The sequence below is a fragment of the Pseudomonas sp. FG-3G genome, assembly GCF_901007645.1.
Taxonomy (GTDB): domain Bacteria; phylum Pseudomonadota; class Gammaproteobacteria; order Pseudomonadales; family Pseudomonadaceae; genus Aquipseudomonas; species Aquipseudomonas rhizophila.
On record NZ_CAAKGZ010000008.1, the window covers coordinates 89671 to 108752 of the forward strand.

A 19082-nucleotide genomic window follows, 5' to 3' on the forward strand; every position below is an offset into this window, starting at 1 on the left:
GCCTTCGTCCTGGGCTGTAGGGTGAAAATTCGTCGGATCTGTCACTGGAAAAGCAGTAGCTGGGCACTCATGCTCATGCATCAATAACAAGGAGAAGTGCCATGCAGCTTGCGTTTCATCAAGTCGATGCGTTCAGTGATCGGCCGTTTGGCGGCAATCCGGCGATGGTCTATCGGCTCGACGCCTGGCTGGCCGATGACTTGATGCAAAGGATCGCCGCCGAACATAACCTGGCTGAAACGGCCTTTCTGGTGCGTGAAGGCCAGCATTGGCATATCCGCTGGTTCACGCCCACCACTGAGGTACCGTTGTGCGGGCATGCCACCTTGGCCAGCGCCCATGTGCTGTTCGAGGTCTATCACGAAACCGTCGAGCGACTGGACTTCATCTGTCGATCCGGGGCGTTGAGCGTCACTCGCGAAGGTGATCGGCTATGGCTGGATTTTCCAGCCATCGTCCCCAGCGAGTTGGGTGCATCCCTGGTGGTCCAGGCTGCCCTGGGCGTGGAAGCGGTGGACGTGTTGAGCTCCAACGAACTGTTCGTCGTGCTGGAGTCGGAGCAGGCGGTGCTCGATTGCAAGCCGGACATGGCGGCCCTGGCGAAGCTGCCGTGGCCGGGCGCAATCGTGACTGCGCCGGGAAGCCGGCATGATTTTGTCTCGCGTTATTTCGCCCCGGCGATTGGCATCAATGAAGATCCGGTCACGGGCTCGACCCATTGCAGCCTGATTCCTTACTGGTCTCGGCGCTTGGGCAAGCTGGGGCTGACGGCTTATCAGTGCTCGGCCAGGGGCGGCGAACTGTTCTGCCGACTTGAGGGAGAGCGGGTGAAGATTGGCGGGAATGCGACGTTGGTGGCCAGTGGGACGTTGATGTTAGGGGGAGCCGGTAACCTCATCTCAAATCTCTGAGGTCAAAATGTGGGAGCGAGCCTGCTCGCGATAGCGTTGGTTCAGCTTGCATCGATGCTGAATATGCCTACGCCATCGCGAGCAGGCTCGCTCCCACAATTGCTTCTAGCTGGCAGTACTGTAGCGCCGCACGCCGCTTTCCACGGGGGGTATATGGGCCGCCGTGCTCCCTGACGCCTGGAACAGCACCAAGTGTTCAGCCGCTACGCGGATGCCGACGTTGTCCCCCACCAGATGGTCGGCATGGCTCGGGAAAATGGATTCCAGCTGCGCTCCGGTCGGCAATTGCAGGCGATACAGGGTTGAAGCCCCCAGGAACGTCTTGCCGACAATCCTGCCTGTGAGCGGACTGTCCGGTGCGTAGACGATATCGTCCGGGCGCAGCAGCACATCCACCGCACCACCGATGGGCCAGGTGTAGGCCCGATTGCCGCGCAGGATACCCAGCTCGGTTTGCACCGATTCCGGGCTGTCGAGCTGGCCGCGAATGAAGTAACCCTGGCCAATGAAGCTGGCGACAAATGGCGTCAGCGGTTCATGGTACAGATTGTAGGGCGTATCCCACTGTTCCAGCCGACCCTCCTTGAATACCCCGACATGGTCGCTCACCGCGAAGGCTTCTTCCTGATCGTGGGTTACCAGAATCGCGCTGGTGCCGCGGACCTTGAGGATGTCCCGCACTTCATGGCTGAGCTTGCGTCTGAGCTCACCATCGAGATTGGAGAACGGTTCGTCGAGCAGCAGCAATTGCGGTTCCGGCGCCAGGGCGCGAGCCAGGGCCACACGTTGTTGCTGACCCCCGGACAGTTCATGGGGAAAGCGCTTGCCCAGGCTCTTCAGGTTGACCAGCTCCAGCAGTTCCTCGACCACGCGGTCCTTGTCCGGATGCTTGCGAATGCCAAACGCAATGTTCTCCGCCACGCTCAGGTGAGGGAACAGCGCATAGTCCTGAAATACCATGCCGATGCGGCGTTTTTCCGGGGCGAGGGTGAAACCGGCGCGGGAGATGGTTTCCCCCGCCAGCTGGATCTCACCTTCCTGTACCGGTTCGAAACCGGCGATGGCTCGCAGCGTCGTGGTCTTGCCACACCCGGACGAGCCGAGCAGGCAACCGATATCCCCGGCATTGAGGTGCAGGTTGAGGTTCTGGACGACGCGCTGGTTTTGATAACCGCAAGTCAGGTTCTGCAGGTTCAGTAGCAGGGTATGGCTCATGCGTGGTGGTACGCCGGCTCGACCAGAAACTCGAGCAAGGCCTTTTGTGCGTGAAGGCGATTTTCTGCCTGATCCCATGCCACGGAGCGTGGATCGTCCAGCAGGTCGACGCTGATCTCCTCGCCGCGATGGGCCGGCAGGCAGTGCATGAACAGCACGTCAGCGTCCGCCAGGTCGAGCAGGGCGCGGTTGACCTGAAGTGGCGCGAACAGTTTCAGACGCTTGGCGGTTTCTTCTTCCTGGCCCATCGAGGTCCAGACATCAGTGCTCACCAGGTGCGCGCCGGCCACGGCCTGTTTCGGATCACGGACGATGGTCACCCGGCTCCCGGCCTTGGCCACCAGTTCGGCACTGGGGTCGTAGCCTTCCGGACAGGCGATGCGCAGCTGGAAGTCGAACTGGATCGCGGCTTCTATATAGCTGTTGCACATGTTGTTGCCATCGCCGACCCAGGCCACGGTCTTGCCCTGGATCGAGCCGCGGTGTTCGAGGAACGTCTGCATGTCGGCCAGCAACTGGCAGGGGTGCAAGTCATCGGACAGACCATTGATCACCGGTACGCGCGAGTGCGCCGCAAACTCAGTCAGCGTGCTGTGGGCGAAGGTACGGATCATCACCGCATCAAGCATGCTCGACATGACGATGGCGCAGTCGCCGATCGGTTCGCCACGGCCGAGCTGGGTGTCGCGGGGCGACAGGAAGATTGCCTGGCCGCCGAGCTGGATCATGCCGGCTTCGAAAGAAATACGGGTGCGGGTCGATGACTTCTCAAAGATCATCCCCAGCACACGGTTTTTCAGGGGCTCGAACAGTACGCCGCGATTACGCAGGTCCTTGAGCTCCACGCCTCGACGGATCACGCCGAGCAACTCGTCGGGCGTGAAATCCATCAGGGAGAGAAAGTGCCTTGCGCTCATGATTGACTACCTTTTGTCACTGATCGCAGATGCTCAAAGCCTTGTTTCATGAAAAAACGGGCGAGACCTGCGGCAAAAGCCGCACGGGGCGACGAAATAGGGGAAGGCGCGATCTTATAAGGAAATGTCGCGTCTTACCAATAGGGCTACAGTTTTAGGGGATTTCAGCGAGGTCATAGCAGGTTGGCGAAGACATGTATGAAGCCGGTTTCCTGACAGCAGCCACCCATTTGTACACCGGCCTTGCGCAGCTTGGCAATCAAACCGGGGCGTTATTGAATGATTTGGCCGGCCTGTTCCTGGGCGTGAATATTTCCTAATGCCAGGGCCTGGGTTATAAATGAACCTCAGACGCAGGAGCCCCGAAATGGATTCGAAAGAGCAACAACTGATGGAACTACTGGGGCTGACAGCGCGCTCCCTGACTCACCTGACCGCCTCGGTGACGTCCATGTCATTCGAGTTGCTGCGCAGCGATGACGAGGTGACCAAGGCAGCCGGTCGACGCATGATCGATCGCATGGCCACCATCAGCAGCGGGCTCGACGAGCATTGGCGATTGATCGGAGAGTTGACGGGCGTGCCCATTGCTCACGAGCAAGTGGAAACCATCGAGGAAATCCAGTTGCTGGCGCCGCCTTCCGAGCAGCCTTGAGCTCACTGCATCGGCGGGCCTGATGCACGGCAATTCACAGGACGAACGTCGCTGGCGCAGGGGGGGATCACGCGCCATAGTTTTGTTCCCGCGGCCGAAAGCGCCCGTTACGAATAAAATAGAGGCTGGCCATGACCAAGACTCTCCACCACCGTGCGTGCCATCTGTGCGAAGCCATCTGTGGCTTGACCCTTGAAACCACCGAGACCGAAGGCCAGGGCCTGGCGATCACCTCGATCAAGGGCGATCCACTGGACAGCTTCAGTCGCGGCCACATCTGCCCCAAGGGGGTAGCGCTGCAGGATATCCAGAACGATCCGGATCGCCTGCGCCAGCCCATGCGGCGGGTCGGTAGCGAGTGGCAGCCTATTGCCTGGGACGATGCCTTCGCGCTGGTGGCCGAACGTCTGGCGGGCATCCAGGAACGCCACGGTCAGAACGCGGTAGCGGTCTACCAGGGCAATCCCAGTGTGCATAACTATGGGCTGATGACCCACAGCAACTATTTTTTGGGCCTGCTGAAGACGCGCAGCCGGTTTTCGGCGACTTCGGTGGACCAACTGCCTCACCACCTGACCAGTCACCTGATGTACGGTCACGGCCTGTTGTTGCCGATACCGGACATCGATCACACCGACTTCATGTTGATCCTGGGCGGCAACCCGCTGGCCTCCAATGGCAGCATCATGACCGTGCCGGACGTGGAAAAACGCCTCAAGGCGATCCAGGCCCGTGGCGGTAAAGTGGTGGTGGTCGATCCGCGTCGCAGCGAAACGGCGGCTATTGCCGACCAGCATGTGTTCGTGCGCCCGGGTGGCGATGCCGCTTTGTTGTCTGGTGTGCTCAATACCCTGTTCAGCGAGGGCTTGACCCGTGACAGCCACCTGCCGGTGGATGGCCTGGAAGACGTGCGCCAGGCCGTCGCGACCTTCACGGCTGAAGCGATGAGCCCGCTCTGTGCTGTGCCGGCTACGCAGATCCGGCAGTTGGCCCGGGACTTCGCTGCCGCGCCTTCAGCGGTCTGTTATGGACGGATGGGCGTCTCGACCCAGGCGTTCGGCACGCTGTGTCACTGGCTGATTCAGCTGATCAACCTGGTGACCGGCAATCTTGACCGGGTCGGTGGGGCCCTGTGTACCGAGCCTGCGGTGGACCTGGTTGCGACCACCTCGGGAGGGCATTTCAATCGCTGGCAAAGCCGGGTGTCCGGGCGTCCCGAGTACGCGGGCGAGTTGCCGGTTTCGGCTCTGGCCGAGGAAATGCTCACCGAGGGCGAAGGCCAGATTCGTGCGCTGGTCACCGTGGCGGGCAACCCGGTGCTGTCCACTCCCAACGGACGGCAACTGGAGCAGGCGCTGGACGGGTTGGAGTTCATGGTCAGCGTCGATCTGTACATCAACGAAACCACGCGCTACGCCGACCTGATCCTGCCATCCACCTCGGCCCTGGAAAACGACCATTACGACACCACGTTCAACCTGTTCGCGGTGCGCAACGTGACCCGTTTCAACCGGGCGATCCTGCCCAAGCCCGAAGGGGCGCTGCACGACTGGGAAATTTTCGTCGGACTGGCCAAGGCTTTCGCTGCCAGAACCGGCAAGGAACTCAAGCCGACCATGCCGCCGGCGCAAATGATCGATTTCGGCCTTCGTGCCGGCGCCTATGGCGACGCCTCGCCGCATAAGCTGTCCCTGGCGACGTTGTTCGACCATCCCCATGGCATCGACCTGGGCGCCCTCAAGCCCAACCTGGCGCCACGCTTGAAAACCGAAAACCAGCGAGTGCAGGCTGCACCGGCGGTCATTCTTGCCGACCTCACGCGCTTTGCCGGGTTGCAGGCACCACAGGCGGATGAGTTGCTGATGATTGGCCGACGTCATGTGCGCAGCAATAACTCCTGGATGCACAATTTCCACCGCCTGGTGAAGGGCAAGCCGCGTCATCAATTGCTGATGCACCCGGAGGATCTGAGCAGTCGCGGGTTGAGCGACGGGCAGCGGGTGAAAGTCAGTTCGCGGGTGGGTATGCTTGAAGTCGAGGTGCAGGGTAGCCTGGACATGATGAAAGGCGTGGTCAGCCTGCCCCACGGTTGGGGCCATGCCCGGCCAGGCGTGCAGATGACCATTGCCAGCGCCCAGCCCGGTTCGAGCGCCAATGACCTGACCGATGACTGTCAGCTGGATGAGTTGTCTGGCAATGCAGCGCTCAATGGGGTTCCGGTGAAGGTGGTGGCTGCGTGAATTTGTCTCTCGGGGAGACCGAGCAGCGTGCTCGGCTTTCCGTTACAATGCGCCACCGTGTCGACAACTGAAGTCGCAAAGTTTAAGCCGAGGTGCTCCGTGGATATCATCGAAACGATTAAAGACCAGATTGCCAACAACACCATCCTGCTTTACATGAAAGGCTCGCCGAATGCGCCACAGTGCGGCTTCTCGGCCAAGGCTGCTCAGGCTGTGATGGCGTGTGGCGAGAAGTTTGCCTACGTGGACATCCTGCAGAACCCGGAAATCCGCGCCAACCTGCCCAAGTACGCCAACTGGCCAACTTTCCCGCAACTGTGGGTGGCCGGTGAGCTGATCGGCGGTAGCGATATCATGACCGAGATGGCGGCCGACGGCTCTTTGCAGGCCACGATCAAGGCTGCTGCCGAAAAAGCGGCTGCGAACAAGACAGAAGCCTGATTCACGGACAAACAATGTGGGAGCGAGCCTGCTCGCGATGAGGGCGTGTCAGTCAACGTGTTGGTGACTGATAGGCCGCTATCGCGAGCAGGCTCGCTCCCACAAAGGTTTTGCGCTGTGGCCTGGAAATCCAGGCAGTAAAAAGCCCCGCCTCTGGAAAGAGGGCGGGGCTTTTTATTGGCTTGCTTTTGGGGAAGTTACTCTTCGCCCATCTGCGATTGCAGGTAGTTCTCAAGACCCACTTTGTCGATCAGGCCCAGTTGGGTTTCCAGCCAGTCGATGTGTTCTTCCTCGGACTCGAGGATGTCTTCAAGCAGTTCGCGGCTGCCGAAGTCGCCAACGCTCTCGCAATGGGCGATGGCGACTTTCAGGTCGGCGTGGCCGGCACGCTCGATCGTCAGATCGCACTTGAGCATTTCCTGAGTGTGTTCGCCGATGTGCAGCTTGCCCAGGTCCTGGACGTTCGGTAGACCTTCGAGGAACAGGATGCGCTTGATCAGCTTGTCCGCGTGTTTCATCTCGTCGATGGACTCGTGGTACTCGTGCTTGCCCAGCTTGTTCAGGCCCCAATCCTCATACATGCGCGCATGCAGGAAGTATTGGTTGATCGCGACCAGCTCATTGGCGAGGATCTTGTTGAGATGCTGGATGACTGTAACGTCGCCTTTCATGGTGAGGGCCTGCCCTGTAATAGCTGTGTATAGGGCTGAGTTTGAGCCGCGCACTGACGAGTGTCAAACCTAAGTTATTGAATAATAAATGAAAATTAATCGGAATAAGAATGTTTGTGTTCCGCGTCTAGAGGCTAAGCGCTTGATTTAAAGGCATAAAAAAACCGGGCATTGAGCCCGGTTCTTCAAGAAGCTGGATTTAAGCGGCAGTAAATTCTACCGGATAGGGAATCGAGGCCTGGGCCGTTTGCATTTTGGCAAGGGTTTCGCGAACCACTTCCTTGGCCAGGCACGCACATTTGCCGCATTGGCTGGCTACGCCGGTGGCTTGGCGGACTTCGCGGTAGCTGCAGCAGCCTTCATAGATCGCTTCGCGGATTTGTCCGTCGGTGACGCCAGTGCAGAGGCAAACATACATAAGTAAGAACCGTCGCTGGTTGTGACTCAATTGAGATGGATCTTAATGTTAACGAGAATGATTGTCAAAGTGGTTTCTGAAGCCCTTGGGCCAGAGCTGACGAACGGTTTTTTATCCAGGGCCAATGAGGGGGCATGCCAAGGGAAAGGATTTTTGGACTCGCCGAAAAACCGTTGAAGACAGTCCAAATTCGCGGTGTATGATGATCGGCCCTTGCAAGCGGGTTCGTGTCACAGGGCTGTCGCCTGAGGGTGGCAGGCTGGCCCGGACCTTGTTTTCACGTTATTCACCAGGAGATATCCAATGAGCGTACTCGTAGGCAAACAAGCCCCTGACTTCACCGTCCCGGCCGTGCTCGGCAACGGCGAAATCGTCGACAGCTTCACCCTGTCCTCGGCCATCAAAGGCAAATACGGCCTGGTGTTCTTCTACCCGCTGGACTTCACCTTCGTCTGCCCATCCGAGCTGATCGCGCTGGATCACCGCATGGACGACTTCAAGGCCCGCAACGTTGAAGTGGTTGCTGTTTCGATCGACTCGCACTTCACCCACAACGCCTGGCGCAACACCCCGATCAACAATGGCGGCATCGGCCAGGTGAAATACACCATGGCTGCCGACATGAAGCACGAAATCGCCAAGGCCTATGACGTTGAGTCCGAAGGCGGCGTGGCCTTCCGTGGCGCGTTCCTGATCGACGACAAGGGCGTTGTCCGTTCGCAGATCATCAACGACCTGCCACTGGGCCGTAATATGGAAGAGCTGATCCGTCTGGTCGACGCGCTGCAGTTCCACGAAGAGCACGGCGAAGTGTGCCCAGCCAACTGGAAAAAAGGCGACAAGGGCATGACCGCATCCCCTGAAGGCGTTGCCGCCTACCTGGGCGAGCACAGCGACAAGCTGTAAGCGCAACAGGCACAAAAAAACCGGCCCTCGATGGGCCGGTTTTTTTATGGTCGTTTCTAGACAGAGCACAGACCCTGTGGCGAGGGAGCTTGCTCCCGCTGGGTGGCGCAGCCGCCCCCAACATTTTGTGAGCGCTTCGCACTCAAGCGGGAGCAAGCTCCCTCGCCACAGAGGCCACAGAGGCCACAGAGGCCACAGAGGCCACAGAGGCCAGTTTGGTTTATGTCAGTCGTCGAAATCCTGCCAGCCACCCATTTCTTTCCAGCGATTGACGATGCCGCAGAACAGCTCGGCGGTCTTCTCGGTGTCGTAGCGGGCCGAGTGGGCTTCACGGCCATCAAAGTCGATGTCGGCCGCCTGGCAGGCCTTGGCCAACACGGTCTGGCCGTATGCCAGGCCGGCAAGGGTCGCGGTGTCGAAGCTGGAAAACGGATGGAACGGGTTGCGCTTCATGTCCAGGCGCGCCACCGCCGCATTGAGAAAGCCCAGGTCGAAGCTGCTGTTGTGGCCGACCAGGATCGCCCGTTTGCAGCCGTTGGCCTTCAAAGCCTTGCGCACGCCTCGGAAAATGTCCGTCAGGGCCGTCTCTTCACTCACCGCCATGCGCAATGGGTGATCAAGCTTGATCCCGGTGAACTCCAGGGCTGCCGCCTCGATGTTGGCGCCTTCGAACGGTTCGACGCGGAAGAAATAGGTGTGATCAGGGAACACAAAACCTTTTTCGTCCATGCCAATGGTGGTCGCAGCGATTTCCAGCAGCGCATCGGTGGCGGAGTTGAAACCGCCGGTTTCTACGTCGACCACGACCGGCAGGTAGCCCCGGAAGCGGGCTGCCATGGGGTGACGGGCAGCGCCCGAACCACCGTTGCCGTCCAGCTCGTCGTCGAAATGATCTTCACTCACACACTTTCCTCCAGCAGGCGCCAGCGCAGTTTTTCACCGGCGCGCAGCGGGATAACAGTCAGCTCGCCAAAAGGCAGGCTGGCGGGGGCGGTCCACTCGTCGCGAACCAGGGTAATACGATCAGTGTTCACCGGCAGGCCATAGAAGCGCGGGCCGTGGAGGCTGGCGAAGCCTTCGAGTTTGTCCAGCGCATTGCGCTGCTCGAACGCCTCGGCATACATCTCGATGGCGGCATAGGCGGTGTAGCAGCCAGCGCAACCGCAGGCCGCTTCCTTGGCGTGCCGGGCATGGGGCGCCGAGTCCGTGCCGAGGAAGAACTTGGCGCTGCCGCTGGTGGCAGCGTCGAGCAAGGCTTCTTGATGGGTGTTGCGCTTGAGGATCGGCAGGCAATAGAAGTGCGGCCGGATCCCGCCCACCAGCATATGGTTGCGGTTGTACAGCAGGTGATGTGCGGTAATGGTCGCGCCAACGTTCGCCGGGGCTTCGTTGACGAACTGCACGGCATCACCGGTGGTGATGTGTTCGAACACCACCTTGAGCGTCGGGAAGCGTTCCACGACGCGACGCATGTGCTCATCGATGAAGATTTTTTCGCGGTCGAACACGTCGACGTCGCCACGAGTGACTTCACCGTGGATCAGCAACGGCATCCCGACTTCGGCCATGGCCTCCAGCGCCGGGAAAATCTTGTCGATGCTGGTGACGCCGGAGTCCGAGTTGGTGGTGGCGCCGGCGGGGTACAGCTTGGCGGCATGGACGAAGCCGCTGGCCTTGGCCTCGCGTATTTCTTCGGGCTGCGTACGGTCGGTGAGGTAAAGCACCATCAGCGGTTCGAAACGGCTGCCGGCCGGGCGTGCGGCCAGGATTCGCTGGCGATAGCCGTCGGCCTCGATGGCGTTGCGCACTGGCGGAACCAGGTTCGGCATGATGATTGCGCGCCCGAAGGTGCGCGCGACATCGGCGACGGTATGGGTCAACACAGCACCATCGCGAAGATGAATATGCCAGTCGTCGGGACGCAGCAGGGTCAGGCGGTCGGACATTGGGGGGCTTCCAGGCGGGTCAAACTCTGGGGAATGCTACCGGAAAAGACCGATTCAGGCACCCGCTATCAAGTTCTGGCGCAAGTTACCGATAGCTCCTACAGGTGTGCCACGAATCCGTAAGGCGCCCCGGACAGGCGTCATACTCTCAACGTGTGTCGATCTTTGTATAAAAGCCATTGGAGCCGCCCGTGCGCCAGCGTTATTTAGCCTTGCTCAGTGTGTTTGCCAGCCTTCCCGCCATGGCGCTCACTTTCCAGACCCGTCTGGAGAGCATTGAGTGGACGGTCGAAGGCGACAAGTTCGAGTGCCGGCTGAGTCAGCCGGTCACCGATTTCGGCAGCGGCGAATTCGTGCGCCGGGCCGGCGAGCAGGCGATCTTCCGGCTCAAGTCCCATAACCCGATGCTCGGTGGTGGGTCGGCCATCCTGCTGGCGGCCGCCGCGCCTTGGCAGCCGGGACGGGGCGACATCAACCTGGGCTCGGTCAGGCTCGGCAGCGGCGATGTGCTGTTCAACAGCTCTCAGGTCCAGGCGGGCCGCTTGATCAGCGGGCTGATGGAAGGGCGCAGCCCGGTGGTACGGCGTAACACGGGGGACGGGCGGGTTTCGGAAGTCCGGCTGCTGCCCGTGCGCTTTAACAAGGCCTTCAGTGATTACCAGGGCTGCGTGGCAAAACTGTTGCCGAAGAATTTCGAGCAGGTGAAGCAATCCCAGATCGGCTTTCCCGGCGAAGGCGTTGAGCTCGATGCCCGGGCCAAGGCTCAGTTGCAGGTGATGATCGACTTCATCAAAGCCGACCCGACCGTCAACCATGTCGAACTCGACGGTCACTCCGACAATAGCGGCAATCGATTGACCAATCGTGAGCTGTCTCGTCGCCGTGCCCTGGCGGTCCAGGACTTCTTCAAGGCCAACGGCTTTCAAGAGTCGCAGATCACCGTGCGGTTCCACGGCGAACGTTACCCCCTGGTGCCCAACACCAGTGCCGCCAACCGCGCCAAGAACCGTCGTGTGGCCGTGCGCCTGGAGCGTGTGGCGGTGCCTGAAGCGCCGGCACCGCAGGCTACACCCGCCGCGCCCCCTGCCAAGGCTCCGACGCCGACCGCGACACCGGCCCAGCCCACTGCAGCCACCGCCGCGCGGACATCCTGACCCGTGAGGATCGTCGCGCGCTCGACATAATCTGTCGCTTCGTCGTCATAAGCTGTCGCGCCCCTGTAAATTATCCGCGCTGGACGTTAAACTTCCCGGCTTTCCGTACAACCCGTGGAGTGATGGCATGGCGGACGTAAACAAGGTCGTTCTGGCGTATTCCGGCGGCCTGGACACTTCGGTGATCCTCAAGTGGCTGCAGGACACTTATAACTGTGAAGTGGTGACCTTCACCGCTGACCTGGGGCAGGGCGAAGAAGTCGAGCCTGCACGCGCCAAGGCTCAGGCCATGGGCGTCAAAGAGATCTACATCGATGACCTGCGCGAAGAGTTCGTCCGTGACTTCGTGTTCCCGATGTTCCGCGCCAACACTGTTTACGAAGGCGAGTACCTGCTGGGTACCTCCATCGCCCGTCCGTTGATCGCCAAGCGCCTGATCGAAATCGCCAACGAAACCGGTGCCGACGCCATTTCCCACGGTGCCACCGGCAAGGGCAACGATCAGGTGCGTTTCGAACTCGGTGCCTATGCCCTCAAGCCCGGCGTGAAAGTCATCGCGCCGTGGCGCGAGTGGGACTTGCTGTCCCGTGAAAAGCTGATGGACTACGCCGAGAAGCACGCCATCCCGATCGAACGCCACGGCAAGAAGAAATCCCCGTACTCGATGGATGCCAACCTGCTGCACATCTCCTATGAAGGCGGCGTGCTGGAAGACACCTGGACCGAGCACGAAGAAGACATGTGGCGCTGGACCGTCTCCCCGGAGAAGGCTCCTGACACCCCGCAATACCTGGAGCTGACCTATCGCAACGGCGATATCGTCGCGCTGGACGGCGTGGAAATGAGCCCGACCACCGTGCTGGCGACCCTGAACCGTATTGGTGGCGAACACGGCATCGGTCGTCTGGACATCGTCGAGAACCGTTATGTCGGCATGAAGTCCCGCGGCTGCTACGAGACCCCGGGCGGCACCATCATGCTGCGTGCTCACCGCGCGATCGAGTCGATCACCCTGGACCGCGAAGTGGCTCACCTCAAAGACGAGTTGATGCCCAAGTACGCCAGCCTGATCTACACCGGTTACTGGTGGAGTCCGGAGCGCCTGATGCTGCAACAGATGATCGACGCCTCCCAGGTCAACGTGAATGGCGTCGTGCGCCTGAAACTGTACAAGGGCAATGTCATCGTCACTGGGCGCAAGTCTGACGACTCCCTGTTCGATGCCAACATCGCGACTTTCGAAGAGGACGGCGGCGCTTACAACCAGGCCGACGCTGCTGGCTTCATCAAGCTCAACGCCCTGCGCATGCGCATCGCGGCGAACAAGGGTCGCAAGCTGTTCTGATCCTGGCTCCATGAAAACGGCCTGCCATGTGCAGGCCGTTTTTTTTGGGGGACCCTTTCCCCTGTGCTGCTCATTCGTTGTGGCGCTGTTTTGCGCGTTTGGATCGATCGGCCTCGGCCAGGCCTTCCGGTGGCCGGGGGATAACCAAAATGAACAGTCGTTGCTGTTTTTTTTGTGGATGAACAGTGATCAGCCATCCTTTGCCCTTGGTCGCCCGGCGGAAAAGCCGTTCGCGCCGACAGCTCGAATCATCCATGATTTTCATGAAGTGTTTGCTCTTGCGAAAATCCGAGGGTGAATATAACGAGCGATAGTTAAAGTTCAGGGTGATGAAAAAAAGAAATAATAGATAGAACGGAAAGCTGATCAGAAACCAAAGATAGTACTCACGGTCCTGATCGTCGAGGAAAGGCAGGGAGATGGCTGCCGAAGTCTCGGACAAAGTTGCGAATATAGCGATTAGCGTCATGGGGTTGGTGATGATTTTCGACGGTTTGTTCATGGTGGATGCTCATAACATATTCAGGCTCGGTGATTGCATTAGGAAGGTGTGAGTCATTAAAGTTTGCGGTGAGGGTATTGATTGTGGTGTCTCCTCATAAATGGGATTGAATAAATTTCGCTTATTCCTTATGTGAATTCAATTTTATTTAAATAAAACCAATGTGGTTGTGTTGGTAAATAATTCAGTTACTTTTTATGAGACGAGTGTTTTTTTGCTATTGGGGGACGGGGGTGGATGCAGAAAAAGGCGCTTGTTTAGAGGGGCGCGGATCCCCTGATGCATCCATTTGCCTCTGTAAACAAATTTATGGCGCATTATTTCCAAGGGGATTTGTAGGATTTTTCTGTATCGCTTGTAGGTTGCGTCTCTCGGTGCGAGCGGTCAGGGGGGGCGGCATGCCAAGGTAGAATTGACTAGGCTATTGTGCGTGCTCTAAAAATTCGAACAGCGAAGTTGGATTTGCCCATGAATAAAGTGCTGATCGTGGATGATCATCCCGTCATTCGTCTTGCTGTACGTTTGCTAATGGAGCGTCATGGATATGAAGTTATTGCCGAAACCGATAATGGCGTCGATGCGTTGCAACTTTCCCGTGAACTTATGCCTGATATCGTTATTCTGGATATCGGCATTCCGAAACTGGATGGACTGGAGGTCATCGCACGCCTGACCGCCAACCCTTCACCTTTGAAAGTTCTGGTGCTGACTTCCCAGGCACCTGGGCATTTTTCGATGCGCTGCATGCAGACGGGGGCAGCCGGTTATGTGTGCAAGCAGCAGGACCTCACCGAGTTACTCAGTGCAATCAAGGCGGTGCTGTCGGGGTACAGTTATTTCCCCAATCAGGCGCTGCATACGGTGCGTTCGAGTCTGGGTAACGCAAGCGAGTCCGATATGGTCGATCGACTGTCCGGGCGAGAGATGATGGTCTTGCAGCAACTGGCTCGCGGAAAGACCAACAAGGAAATTGCCGATGGGATGTTCTTGAGCAACAAGACCGTCAGTACATACAAGACACGCTTGTTGTTGAAGCTCAATGCCCGCTCGCTGGTTGATCTGATCGAACTGGCGCAGCGTAACGGGTTAGTGTGAGTTTTTCCGGCCGCGCGTACTCAGTAAAAAGCCTCCATTCGGGAGGCTTTTACGTGTCAGAGGTCAAAGTCGTAATCGGCCAGTTGTTTCTGCAAGCGGCGCTCTTCCAGCAGATTATCAATCGTGCGACGTTTGCTCAGATTGGTTTTCGCTGTTTCGACGACCACAGGTTCCACATCGTCGGCCTCAACGGCGATGAAATCGTCTTCTACATCCAGTTGTTCTTTGTCAGCACTCATGGGATCGACTCCAGGCTTAAACTGCCATTGGCGCTCCTTATATCGATAAACCACGGGCGGGTAAAAAAGATTTTTTCAATCGACAAATCAATAAAAGCAATAGCGCCTCAATCGTCGGAGGTCTTGTGCTTGTATTCGCATAAGTCCTCGATCCGGCAGCTGCCACAGCGGGGCTTGCGCGCCAGGCAGACGTAACGTCCGTGAAGGATGAGCCAGTGATGGGAATCGAGTAGAAATGCCTTGGGTACGAATTTCATCAGCTTTTTCTCCACCTCCACCACGTTTTTGCCCGGCGCCAGCCCGGTGCGGTTGCTGACGCGGAAAATGTGAGTGTCGACGGCCATGGTCAGTTGGCGAAATGCGGTGTTGAGCACCACATTGGCGGTTTTGCGACCGACCCCTGGAAGCGCTTCCAGCGCTTCGCGAGTCTGTGGGACTTCGCCGTTGTGGCGCTCGATCAGCAGGCGGCATGTCTCGATCACGTTTTTTGCCTTGCTGTTGAACAGGCCGATGGTCTTGATGTACTCGGACAGCCCTTCGACACCCAGCGCGTGAATCGCCTGCGGCGTGTTGGCCACCGGGAACAGCTTGGCCGTGGCCTTGTTGACGCCGACGTCGGTGGATTGGGCCGACAGAATCACCGCGATCAACAGTTCGAACGGCGAGCTGTAGGCCAGTTCGGTCTTCGGTTCCGGGTTGTCTTCGTGCAAGCGACGGAATATTTCCAGGCGTTTTGCGGCGTTCATGGGCGCGGCGTTTCCTCGATCGTTGAAGGGGGGCTGGCGCCCGTCCAGGCCTGGTGCGCTGCCAGCAACAGACCGAGCAGAATAAACCCGCCAGGGGCGAGCAAGGCCAGTGATATTGCGTTGCCAATCAGCTCGCGCAGGGCGCCCAAGCCGATCATCAGCAGGCCGAACACGCCTGCCAGCCTGAGATGTTCGGGCAGGCGTGAGCCGACGAAGATGTCGTCATGCTCCAGCGCCACACAGCTCAAAGCGATCCAGCCAATGTAAAGGCTCAGCGGCTGATACATTTCCAGCATCCAGGCCTGCGCCACCAGGCCTGCGCAAGCCGTCAGGGTGGCGGCCAGCACAATGGATGCGAGCAGTCGCTGAGGCGCTGTCAGGTAGGACCGTACCAGCCCCATGGCCAAGCCATGGCCGGCACTGATCAGTACCCAGGCCAGCCATAAGCCCAGCGCGTTTGCCAGCGAATCGCTGGCGCCGACCAAGGGCACGAGCAGCAGGCCGCGGGTCAGGAGCAATGGCTTATTCATCAATGATCACTCCGGTCAGTTGAGCCTGATGCTCGTCGAAGTAACGCAGTGCATCGTGAACAGCCTGCAGGACCGATCGGGAGGTGACGGTCGCGCCAGCCAGTTGATCGAACTGCCCCTGATCCTTTTTCAACGCCCAGCCGCTGTCGGTGGGCGCCTGGAGGGACTTGCCGCTGAAGGATTGCAGCCAGGGGTTTGGCCAGTCAGCGATGGCCGCGCCCAGGCCGGGCGTTTCCGACTGGCGCAGAGTTTTCACGCCCAGCAACCGCCCTTGCGGGTCGATAGCGACCAGCAATTGGATGCTGCCTTCATAGCCCAGTACCTGACTGCGTAACAACACTGCGCTGGGCAGGCCGGCGCGAGTCGCCAGGTATCCGCCCAGCAGCGTGCTATGGGCCAAGGTCACGGGGGCCATTACGACAGGTTGTGCCAATGGCTGATTGTCGTATCGGTCGGTCGGCAGCACGTCGAGCAAGGTTCTGTTCGCAAGGTCTTGTTGCTGACCCTTGATGCGCCCTGCGGTGCTGAGCTGAGTCAGGTAAGTGGCCCCAATGCCGAGACCGATCAGCAAAGCCAGGATGGCAACGCCACGGTAGTTTTTCATAGGGGCTGCGACCTGTGTCGCGCCTCGGCGAAGCGCTCCAGTGCGGGCACGCCGAGGTTCATCAGCAGCACCGCAAACGCCACGCCGTCCGGGTAACCACCCCAAGTCCGGATCAGGTAAGTCAGCAGTCCCACGCTTGCGCCAAACAGCAGGCGAGCGAGGGGCGCTTTGGCGCCCGAGACCGGTTCGGTCACGATAAAAAACGCACCGAGCAGCGTCGCGCCCGTGAGCAGATGAAACAACGGCGAGCCATTGGAGTCGGAGCCCGATCCGTTCCAGCACAACAAGCTGATGATGAACAGGCCGGCGAGCATGCCCACCGGCGCGTGCCAGCTGAACACTCGTTGGTGCAGCAGGAACAGTCCTCCGGCCAGAAACGCCAGGTTGACCCACTCGACGCCGCGCCCACCCCAGCGTCCGAACGCCGGGTTGGCGGCGAACAGCTCATCGATGGTCAGGCTTTTGTTGATTCGCAGGCTGTCCAGGGCCGTTGCTCCTGCCCACCCATCAGGCCCAGGGTGAACCGCGAACACCTGTTGCAGGCCGTCGGACAGGCTCATGCCGTGGAGCGCCGGCCATTGATTGAGTTGCTGGGGAAACGCGATCAGCACCAGGGCGTAGCCGAGCATTGCCGGGTTGAACGGGTTATTGCCGACACCGCCCCACAGGTGCTTGCCGAACAGCAAGGCGCAAGCCGTGGCTGTGACGGTCAGCCACCAGAGGCAATACGCTGGCAAGGCCAGCGCCAACAGCGTGGCGCTCACCAGCGCGCTGCCATCGTTGAGTGCCGGTTTGAGCGGCCGGCGCCGTAAGCGCAGCGCCAGTGCTTCGACGGCCAGTGCGCTAAGGCCCGCCAGCAACAGGTTGAACACCACGCCCCAGCCATAAAACCACGTCAACGCCAGAATGCCGGGCAGTGTCGCCAGTAGCACCCGCAGCATCGCCTGCCGCAGCCGTTCGTCCATGGGCTCAGGGAGCGACATGAGCATCCACCTGGCGTTCGGCGTCTTTCACCGCTTGCTCCAGGGGCTCTATTTGTTCATCCGACGCCCCTGCGGCCCTGGCCTTGCTGAGTTCGGCGCGACGCATCGCCAATTGGATCTTGGCCCGTTTCAGCTCGGCACTTTGAGGGGGGGCGGGGGTTGAAACAGTGGGCTGGACCGTCCCTTCCAATTGCGTCAAGGTTTGTTGCGCCGCTTCGAACTGGCGCTGTAGCACGATCAATTGCGACTGTTGTTCGAAGGTCGGCGGGTGGCCGAATGCTTTCAAGGATTTGTTCAACTGCGCCCGGCTCATGGCCAGGTCGACCTTGGCTTTTTTCAAGGCCGCATCGGCGTTGGCGGCTTTTTGCGCCCGTACCCGCTCCAGTGCCGCTTGCACGGGGTCGACGGACTGGATTTGGGGCTGTGAGGCGCGCTGTGTACGGGCCAGACGCTCGGCGAGACGCTGCTCCTCTTCGCGGCGCAGACGTGCGTTGCGCTGTTCGAAGCGCCGCCGGGCATGGTCGCGCTTGGCGGTGCGCGCTTGCTGCTCTTCGACGCTGAAGGCCAGGCCACCGACCACCGGCACCACGGTTGCCGTGGGCAATGGGTGCATTTCGATGCAGTCGACCGGGCAGGGCGCCACGCATAGATCGCAGCCTGTGCATTCGTCGACCAGGACGGTGTGCATCAACTTCGCCGCACCGACAATCGCGTCTACCGGGCAGGCCTGGATGCACTTGGTGCAGCCGATGCATTCGGCTTCGCGAATAAAGGCGATCTGCGCCGGGGCTGAACCACGGCTGGTATCGAGCTCAAGCACGGGCACTTTCATCAGCTCGGCCAGGGCGGCGATGGTTTCACGGCCACCGGGCGGACATTTGTTGATCGGTTCGCCCTGGGCGATGCCTTCGGCGTAGGGCTTGCACCCGGGGTGGCCGCACTTGCCGCATTGGGTCTGCGGCAGCAGGGCGTCGATACGTTGAATCAGACTCATGCTTTGACCAGCCCGCGCAATCCAAGAAATGCCACCGCCATGAGCCCTGCGCCGATCAACTGGATCGGCAGACCACGAAAGGGCCTGGGGATATCGTTATCGAAGGTGCGCTGACGCAAATCATCGAACAGGCTCAACACCAGCCAGAAACCCAGGCCGGCGCCCAGGCTCGCGGCGACGGCGAGGCCCAGGCCGTGGTCATTCCGGCTGTTGATCAGCGTGATGCCCAGTATGCCGGCATTGCCCAGCAGCAGTGGCCACAAACCATCGAACGGCAGCGTCGGCAGCCAGCGCCCCAGCCAGTGCAGCAACGGTGCAATCAGCAACACACTCAAGGACAGCCATGCCAACAGGCGCAGCGAGGTCAGATTGGCCGGAACCAGCAGCCAGCGATCGATCAGATAACCCAAGGTGCCGACCATCAGCATCAGGCATGTCGTCGCCAGGCCCAGGGCGTGGACTTGCCTTCTTCCATTGGCCGCCAGCAGCGGATTGACGCCCAGCGGCCAATGCAACACAAGGTTGTTGATCAGGGCGGCGCTGAACAGTGTAAGAACGATTTCGGTCATG

General features: G+C 59.7%; 22 protein-coding genes and 1 pseudogene. 9 read left to right on the top strand and 14 right to left on the bottom strand.

The genetic code is table 11. The features are described 5' to 3' along the window. Positions 1–101 precede the first annotated feature (101 nt). Positions 102–911, top strand: coding sequence for a PhzF family phenazine biosynthesis protein (locus PSEUDOMOFG3G_RS04270; RefSeq protein WP_047227026.1), 810 nt, complete (start codon positions 102–104; stop codon positions 909–911). 105 nt (positions 912–1016) lie between these two features. Here PSEUDOMOFG3G_RS04270 and PSEUDOMOFG3G_RS04275 read toward each other — a convergent pair whose 3' ends face one another. Together PSEUDOMOFG3G_RS04275 and argF are read right to left on the bottom strand one after the other, a co-directional pair. Further along, positions 1017–2126 carry an ABC transporter ATP-binding protein gene (locus PSEUDOMOFG3G_RS04275; RefSeq protein ID WP_047227025.1) on the bottom strand — a complete coding sequence of 370 codons (1110 nt, stop codon included), beginning with the start codon at positions 2124–2126 and terminating at the stop codon, positions 1017–1019. Then, positions 2123–3043 carry an ornithine carbamoyltransferase gene (gene argF, locus PSEUDOMOFG3G_RS04280; RefSeq protein WP_047227024.1) on the bottom strand — a complete coding sequence of 307 codons (921 nt, stop codon included), beginning with the start codon at positions 3041–3043 and terminating at the stop codon, positions 2123–2125. The genes PSEUDOMOFG3G_RS04275 and argF overlap by 4 nt, the downstream gene beginning before the upstream one ends. Before the next feature lie 194 nt (positions 3044–3237). Between argF and PSEUDOMOFG3G_RS27980 the strand changes: the two genes are divergently transcribed. From PSEUDOMOFG3G_RS27980 to grxD, 4 genes are all read left to right on the top strand, one after another. Next, on the top strand, positions 3238–3363 hold the full coding sequence (locus PSEUDOMOFG3G_RS27980) for a hypothetical protein (RefSeq protein ID WP_257220644.1): 126 nt from the start codon (positions 3238–3240) through the stop codon (positions 3361–3363). Between the two features lie 47 nt (positions 3364–3410). Continuing rightward, positions 3411–3698, top strand: coding sequence for a hypothetical protein (locus PSEUDOMOFG3G_RS04285; protein WP_047227023.1), 288 nt, complete (start codon positions 3411–3413; stop codon positions 3696–3698). Positions 3699–3829: 131 nt separating this feature from the next. Beyond that, entirely contained in the window at positions 3830–5938 is a 2109-nt protein-coding gene (locus PSEUDOMOFG3G_RS04290; protein ID WP_139049305.1) for a molybdopterin oxidoreductase family protein, read from the top strand. Positions 5939–6037: 99 nt separating this feature from the next. After that, positions 6038–6379, top strand: coding sequence for a Grx4 family monothiol glutaredoxin (gene grxD, locus PSEUDOMOFG3G_RS04295; protein WP_047227021.1), 342 nt, complete (start codon positions 6038–6040; stop codon positions 6377–6379). Positions 6380–6576: 197 nt separating this feature from the next. Here the strand turns inward: grxD and bfr are convergent, their stop codons facing one another. Beyond that, complete coding sequence (gene bfr / locus PSEUDOMOFG3G_RS04300; RefSeq protein WP_047227020.1) at positions 6577–7050, bottom strand: bacterioferritin; 474 nt, start codon at positions 7048–7050, stop codon at positions 6577–6579. A 199-nt stretch (positions 7051–7249) separates the two neighbouring features. Further along, a complete protein-coding gene (locus PSEUDOMOFG3G_RS04305; protein WP_047227019.1) occupies positions 7250–7468 on the bottom strand; it encodes a bacterioferritin-associated ferredoxin in 219 nt (72 codons plus the stop codon). A gap of 303 nt (positions 7469–7771) precedes the next feature. On the opposite strand from PSEUDOMOFG3G_RS04305, the gene PSEUDOMOFG3G_RS04310 reads away from it, so the two are divergent. Then, positions 7772–8374, top strand: a complete 603-nt coding sequence (locus PSEUDOMOFG3G_RS04310; RefSeq protein WP_003204949.1) for a peroxiredoxin — start codon at positions 7772–7774, stop codon at positions 8372–8374. Positions 8375–8599: 225 nt separating this feature from the next. Here PSEUDOMOFG3G_RS04310 and rnt read toward each other — a convergent pair whose 3' ends face one another. Beyond that, positions 8600–9277 (bottom strand): ribonuclease T, encoded by a 678-nt coding sequence (rnt, locus tag PSEUDOMOFG3G_RS04315; protein ID WP_047227017.1) that lies wholly within the window; start codon positions 9275–9277, stop codon positions 8600–8602. Further along, on the bottom strand, positions 9274–10320 hold the full coding sequence (gene pyrC, locus PSEUDOMOFG3G_RS04320) for a dihydroorotase (RefSeq protein ID WP_047227016.1): 1047 nt from the start codon (positions 10318–10320) through the stop codon (positions 9274–9276). The genes rnt and pyrC overlap by 4 nt, the downstream gene beginning before the upstream one ends. A gap of 191 nt (positions 10321–10511) precedes the next feature. On the opposite strand from pyrC, the gene PSEUDOMOFG3G_RS04325 reads away from it, so the two are divergent. Further along, positions 10512–11474, top strand: coding sequence for an OmpA family protein (locus tag PSEUDOMOFG3G_RS04325; RefSeq protein ID WP_047227015.1), 963 nt, complete (start codon positions 10512–10514; stop codon positions 11472–11474). 127 nt (positions 11475–11601) lie between these two features. Continuing rightward, entirely contained in the window at positions 11602–12819 is a 1218-nt protein-coding gene (locus tag PSEUDOMOFG3G_RS04330) for an argininosuccinate synthase (protein WP_139049307.1), read from the top strand. 244 nt (positions 12820–13063) lie between these two features. Here the strand turns inward: PSEUDOMOFG3G_RS04330 and PSEUDOMOFG3G_RS04335 are convergent. Next, positions 13064–13321 (bottom strand): annotated as a pseudogene (locus PSEUDOMOFG3G_RS04335) (hypothetical protein); the annotation flags it as partial. A gap of 468 nt (positions 13322–13789) precedes the next feature. Here PSEUDOMOFG3G_RS04335 and PSEUDOMOFG3G_RS04340 point away from each other — a divergent pair. Next, entirely contained in the window at positions 13790–14416 is a 627-nt protein-coding gene (locus PSEUDOMOFG3G_RS04340; RefSeq protein WP_047227014.1) for a response regulator transcription factor, read from the top strand. Between the two features lie 56 nt (positions 14417–14472). Here the strand turns inward: PSEUDOMOFG3G_RS04340 and PSEUDOMOFG3G_RS04345 are convergent, their stop codons facing one another. The 7 genes from PSEUDOMOFG3G_RS04345 to PSEUDOMOFG3G_RS04375 all read right to left on the bottom strand — a co-directional run bounded on the left by PSEUDOMOFG3G_RS04345 (position 14473) and on the right by PSEUDOMOFG3G_RS04375 (position 19081). Continuing rightward, positions 14473–14655: a PA3496 family putative envelope integrity protein gene (locus PSEUDOMOFG3G_RS04345; protein WP_047227013.1), complete on the bottom strand. Its 183-nt coding sequence runs from the start codon at positions 14653–14655 to the stop codon at positions 14473–14475. Positions 14656–14762: 107 nt separating this feature from the next. After that, positions 14763–15401, bottom strand: a complete 639-nt coding sequence (nth, locus tag PSEUDOMOFG3G_RS04350; protein ID WP_139049309.1) for an endonuclease III — start codon at positions 15399–15401, stop codon at positions 14763–14765. Beyond that, positions 15398–15931, bottom strand: a complete 534-nt coding sequence (locus PSEUDOMOFG3G_RS04355; RefSeq protein ID WP_139049311.1) for an Rnf-Nqr domain containing protein — start codon at positions 15929–15931, stop codon at positions 15398–15400. Before PSEUDOMOFG3G_RS04355 ends, nth begins: the two co-directional genes overlap by 4 nt. Continuing rightward, positions 15924–16535, bottom strand: coding sequence for an RnfABCDGE type electron transport complex subunit G (locus PSEUDOMOFG3G_RS04360; protein WP_139049313.1), 612 nt, complete (start codon positions 16533–16535; stop codon positions 15924–15926). The genes PSEUDOMOFG3G_RS04355 and PSEUDOMOFG3G_RS04360 overlap by 8 nt, the downstream gene beginning before the upstream one ends. Next, positions 16532–17518 (bottom strand): RnfABCDGE type electron transport complex subunit D, encoded by a 987-nt coding sequence (locus PSEUDOMOFG3G_RS04365; RefSeq protein ID WP_139049315.1) that lies wholly within the window; start codon positions 17516–17518, stop codon positions 16532–16534. The genes PSEUDOMOFG3G_RS04360 and PSEUDOMOFG3G_RS04365 overlap by 4 nt, the downstream gene beginning before the upstream one ends. Next, positions 17505–18512, bottom strand: coding sequence for an electron transport complex subunit RsxB (gene rsxB / locus PSEUDOMOFG3G_RS04370; RefSeq protein ID WP_139049317.1), 1008 nt, complete (start codon positions 18510–18512; stop codon positions 17505–17507). Before rsxB ends, PSEUDOMOFG3G_RS04365 begins: the two co-directional genes overlap by 14 nt. Continuing rightward, entirely contained in the window at positions 18509–19081 is a 573-nt protein-coding gene (locus PSEUDOMOFG3G_RS04375) for an Rnf-Nqr domain containing protein (protein ID WP_139049319.1), read from the bottom strand. Before PSEUDOMOFG3G_RS04375 ends, rsxB begins: the two co-directional genes overlap by 4 nt. Position 19082: the final 1 nt, after the last annotated feature.

Bases quoted from the DNA above. Each gene is read 5' to 3' on its own strand.
- PSEUDOMOFG3G_RS04270 (WP_047227026.1), top strand. From the start codon at position 102: ATGCAGCTTGCGTTTCATCAAGTCGATGCGTTCAGTGATCGGCCGTTT.
- PSEUDOMOFG3G_RS04275 (WP_047227025.1), bottom strand. From the start codon at position 2,126: ATGAGCCATACCCTGCTACTGAACCTGCAGAACCTGACTTGCGGTTAT.
- argF (WP_047227024.1), bottom strand. From the start codon at position 3,043: ATGAGCGCAAGGCACTTTCTCTCCCTGATGGATTTCACGCCCGACGAG.
- PSEUDOMOFG3G_RS27980 (WP_257220644.1), top strand. From the start codon at position 3,238: ATGTATGAAGCCGGTTTCCTGACAGCAGCCACCCATTTGTACACCGGC.
- PSEUDOMOFG3G_RS04285 (WP_047227023.1), top strand. From the start codon at position 3,411: ATGGATTCGAAAGAGCAACAACTGATGGAACTACTGGGGCTGACAGCG.
- PSEUDOMOFG3G_RS04290 (WP_139049305.1), top strand. From the start codon at position 3,830: ATGACCAAGACTCTCCACCACCGTGCGTGCCATCTGTGCGAAGCCATC.
- bfr (WP_047227020.1), bottom strand. From the start codon at position 7,050: ATGAAAGGCGACGTTACAGTCATCCAGCATCTCAACAAGATCCTCGCC.
- PSEUDOMOFG3G_RS04305 (WP_047227019.1), bottom strand. From the start codon at position 7,468: ATGTATGTTTGCCTCTGCACTGGCGTCACCGACGGACAAATCCGCGAA.
- PSEUDOMOFG3G_RS04310 (WP_003204949.1), top strand. From the start codon at position 7,772: ATGAGCGTACTCGTAGGCAAACAAGCCCCTGACTTCACCGTCCCGGCC.
- pyrC (WP_047227016.1), bottom strand. From the start codon at position 10,320: ATGTCCGACCGCCTGACCCTGCTGCGTCCCGACGACTGGCATATTCAT.
- PSEUDOMOFG3G_RS04330 (WP_139049307.1), top strand. From the start codon at position 11,602: ATGGCGGACGTAAACAAGGTCGTTCTGGCGTATTCCGGCGGCCTGGAC.
- PSEUDOMOFG3G_RS04340 (WP_047227014.1), top strand. From the start codon at position 13,790: ATGAATAAAGTGCTGATCGTGGATGATCATCCCGTCATTCGTCTTGCT.
- PSEUDOMOFG3G_RS04345 (WP_047227013.1), bottom strand. From the start codon at position 14,655: ATGAGTGCTGACAAAGAACAACTGGATGTAGAAGACGATTTCATCGCC.
- nth (WP_139049309.1), bottom strand. From the start codon at position 15,401: ATGAACGCCGCAAAACGCCTGGAAATATTCCGTCGCTTGCACGAAGAC.
- PSEUDOMOFG3G_RS04355 (WP_139049311.1), bottom strand. From the start codon at position 15,931: ATGAATAAGCCATTGCTCCTGACCCGCGGCCTGCTGCTCGTGCCCTTG.
- PSEUDOMOFG3G_RS04360 (WP_139049313.1), bottom strand. From the start codon at position 16,535: ATGAAAAACTACCGTGGCGTTGCCATCCTGGCTTTGCTGATCGGTCTC.
- PSEUDOMOFG3G_RS04365 (WP_139049315.1), bottom strand. From the start codon at position 17,518: ATGTCGCTCCCTGAGCCCATGGACGAACGGCTGCGGCAGGCGATGCTG.
- rsxB (WP_139049317.1), bottom strand. From the start codon at position 18,512: ATGAGTCTGATTCAACGTATCGACGCCCTGCTGCCGCAGACCCAATGC.
- PSEUDOMOFG3G_RS04375 (WP_139049319.1), bottom strand. From the start codon at position 19,081: ATGACCGAAATCGTTCTTACACTGTTCAGCGCCGCCCTGATCAACAAC.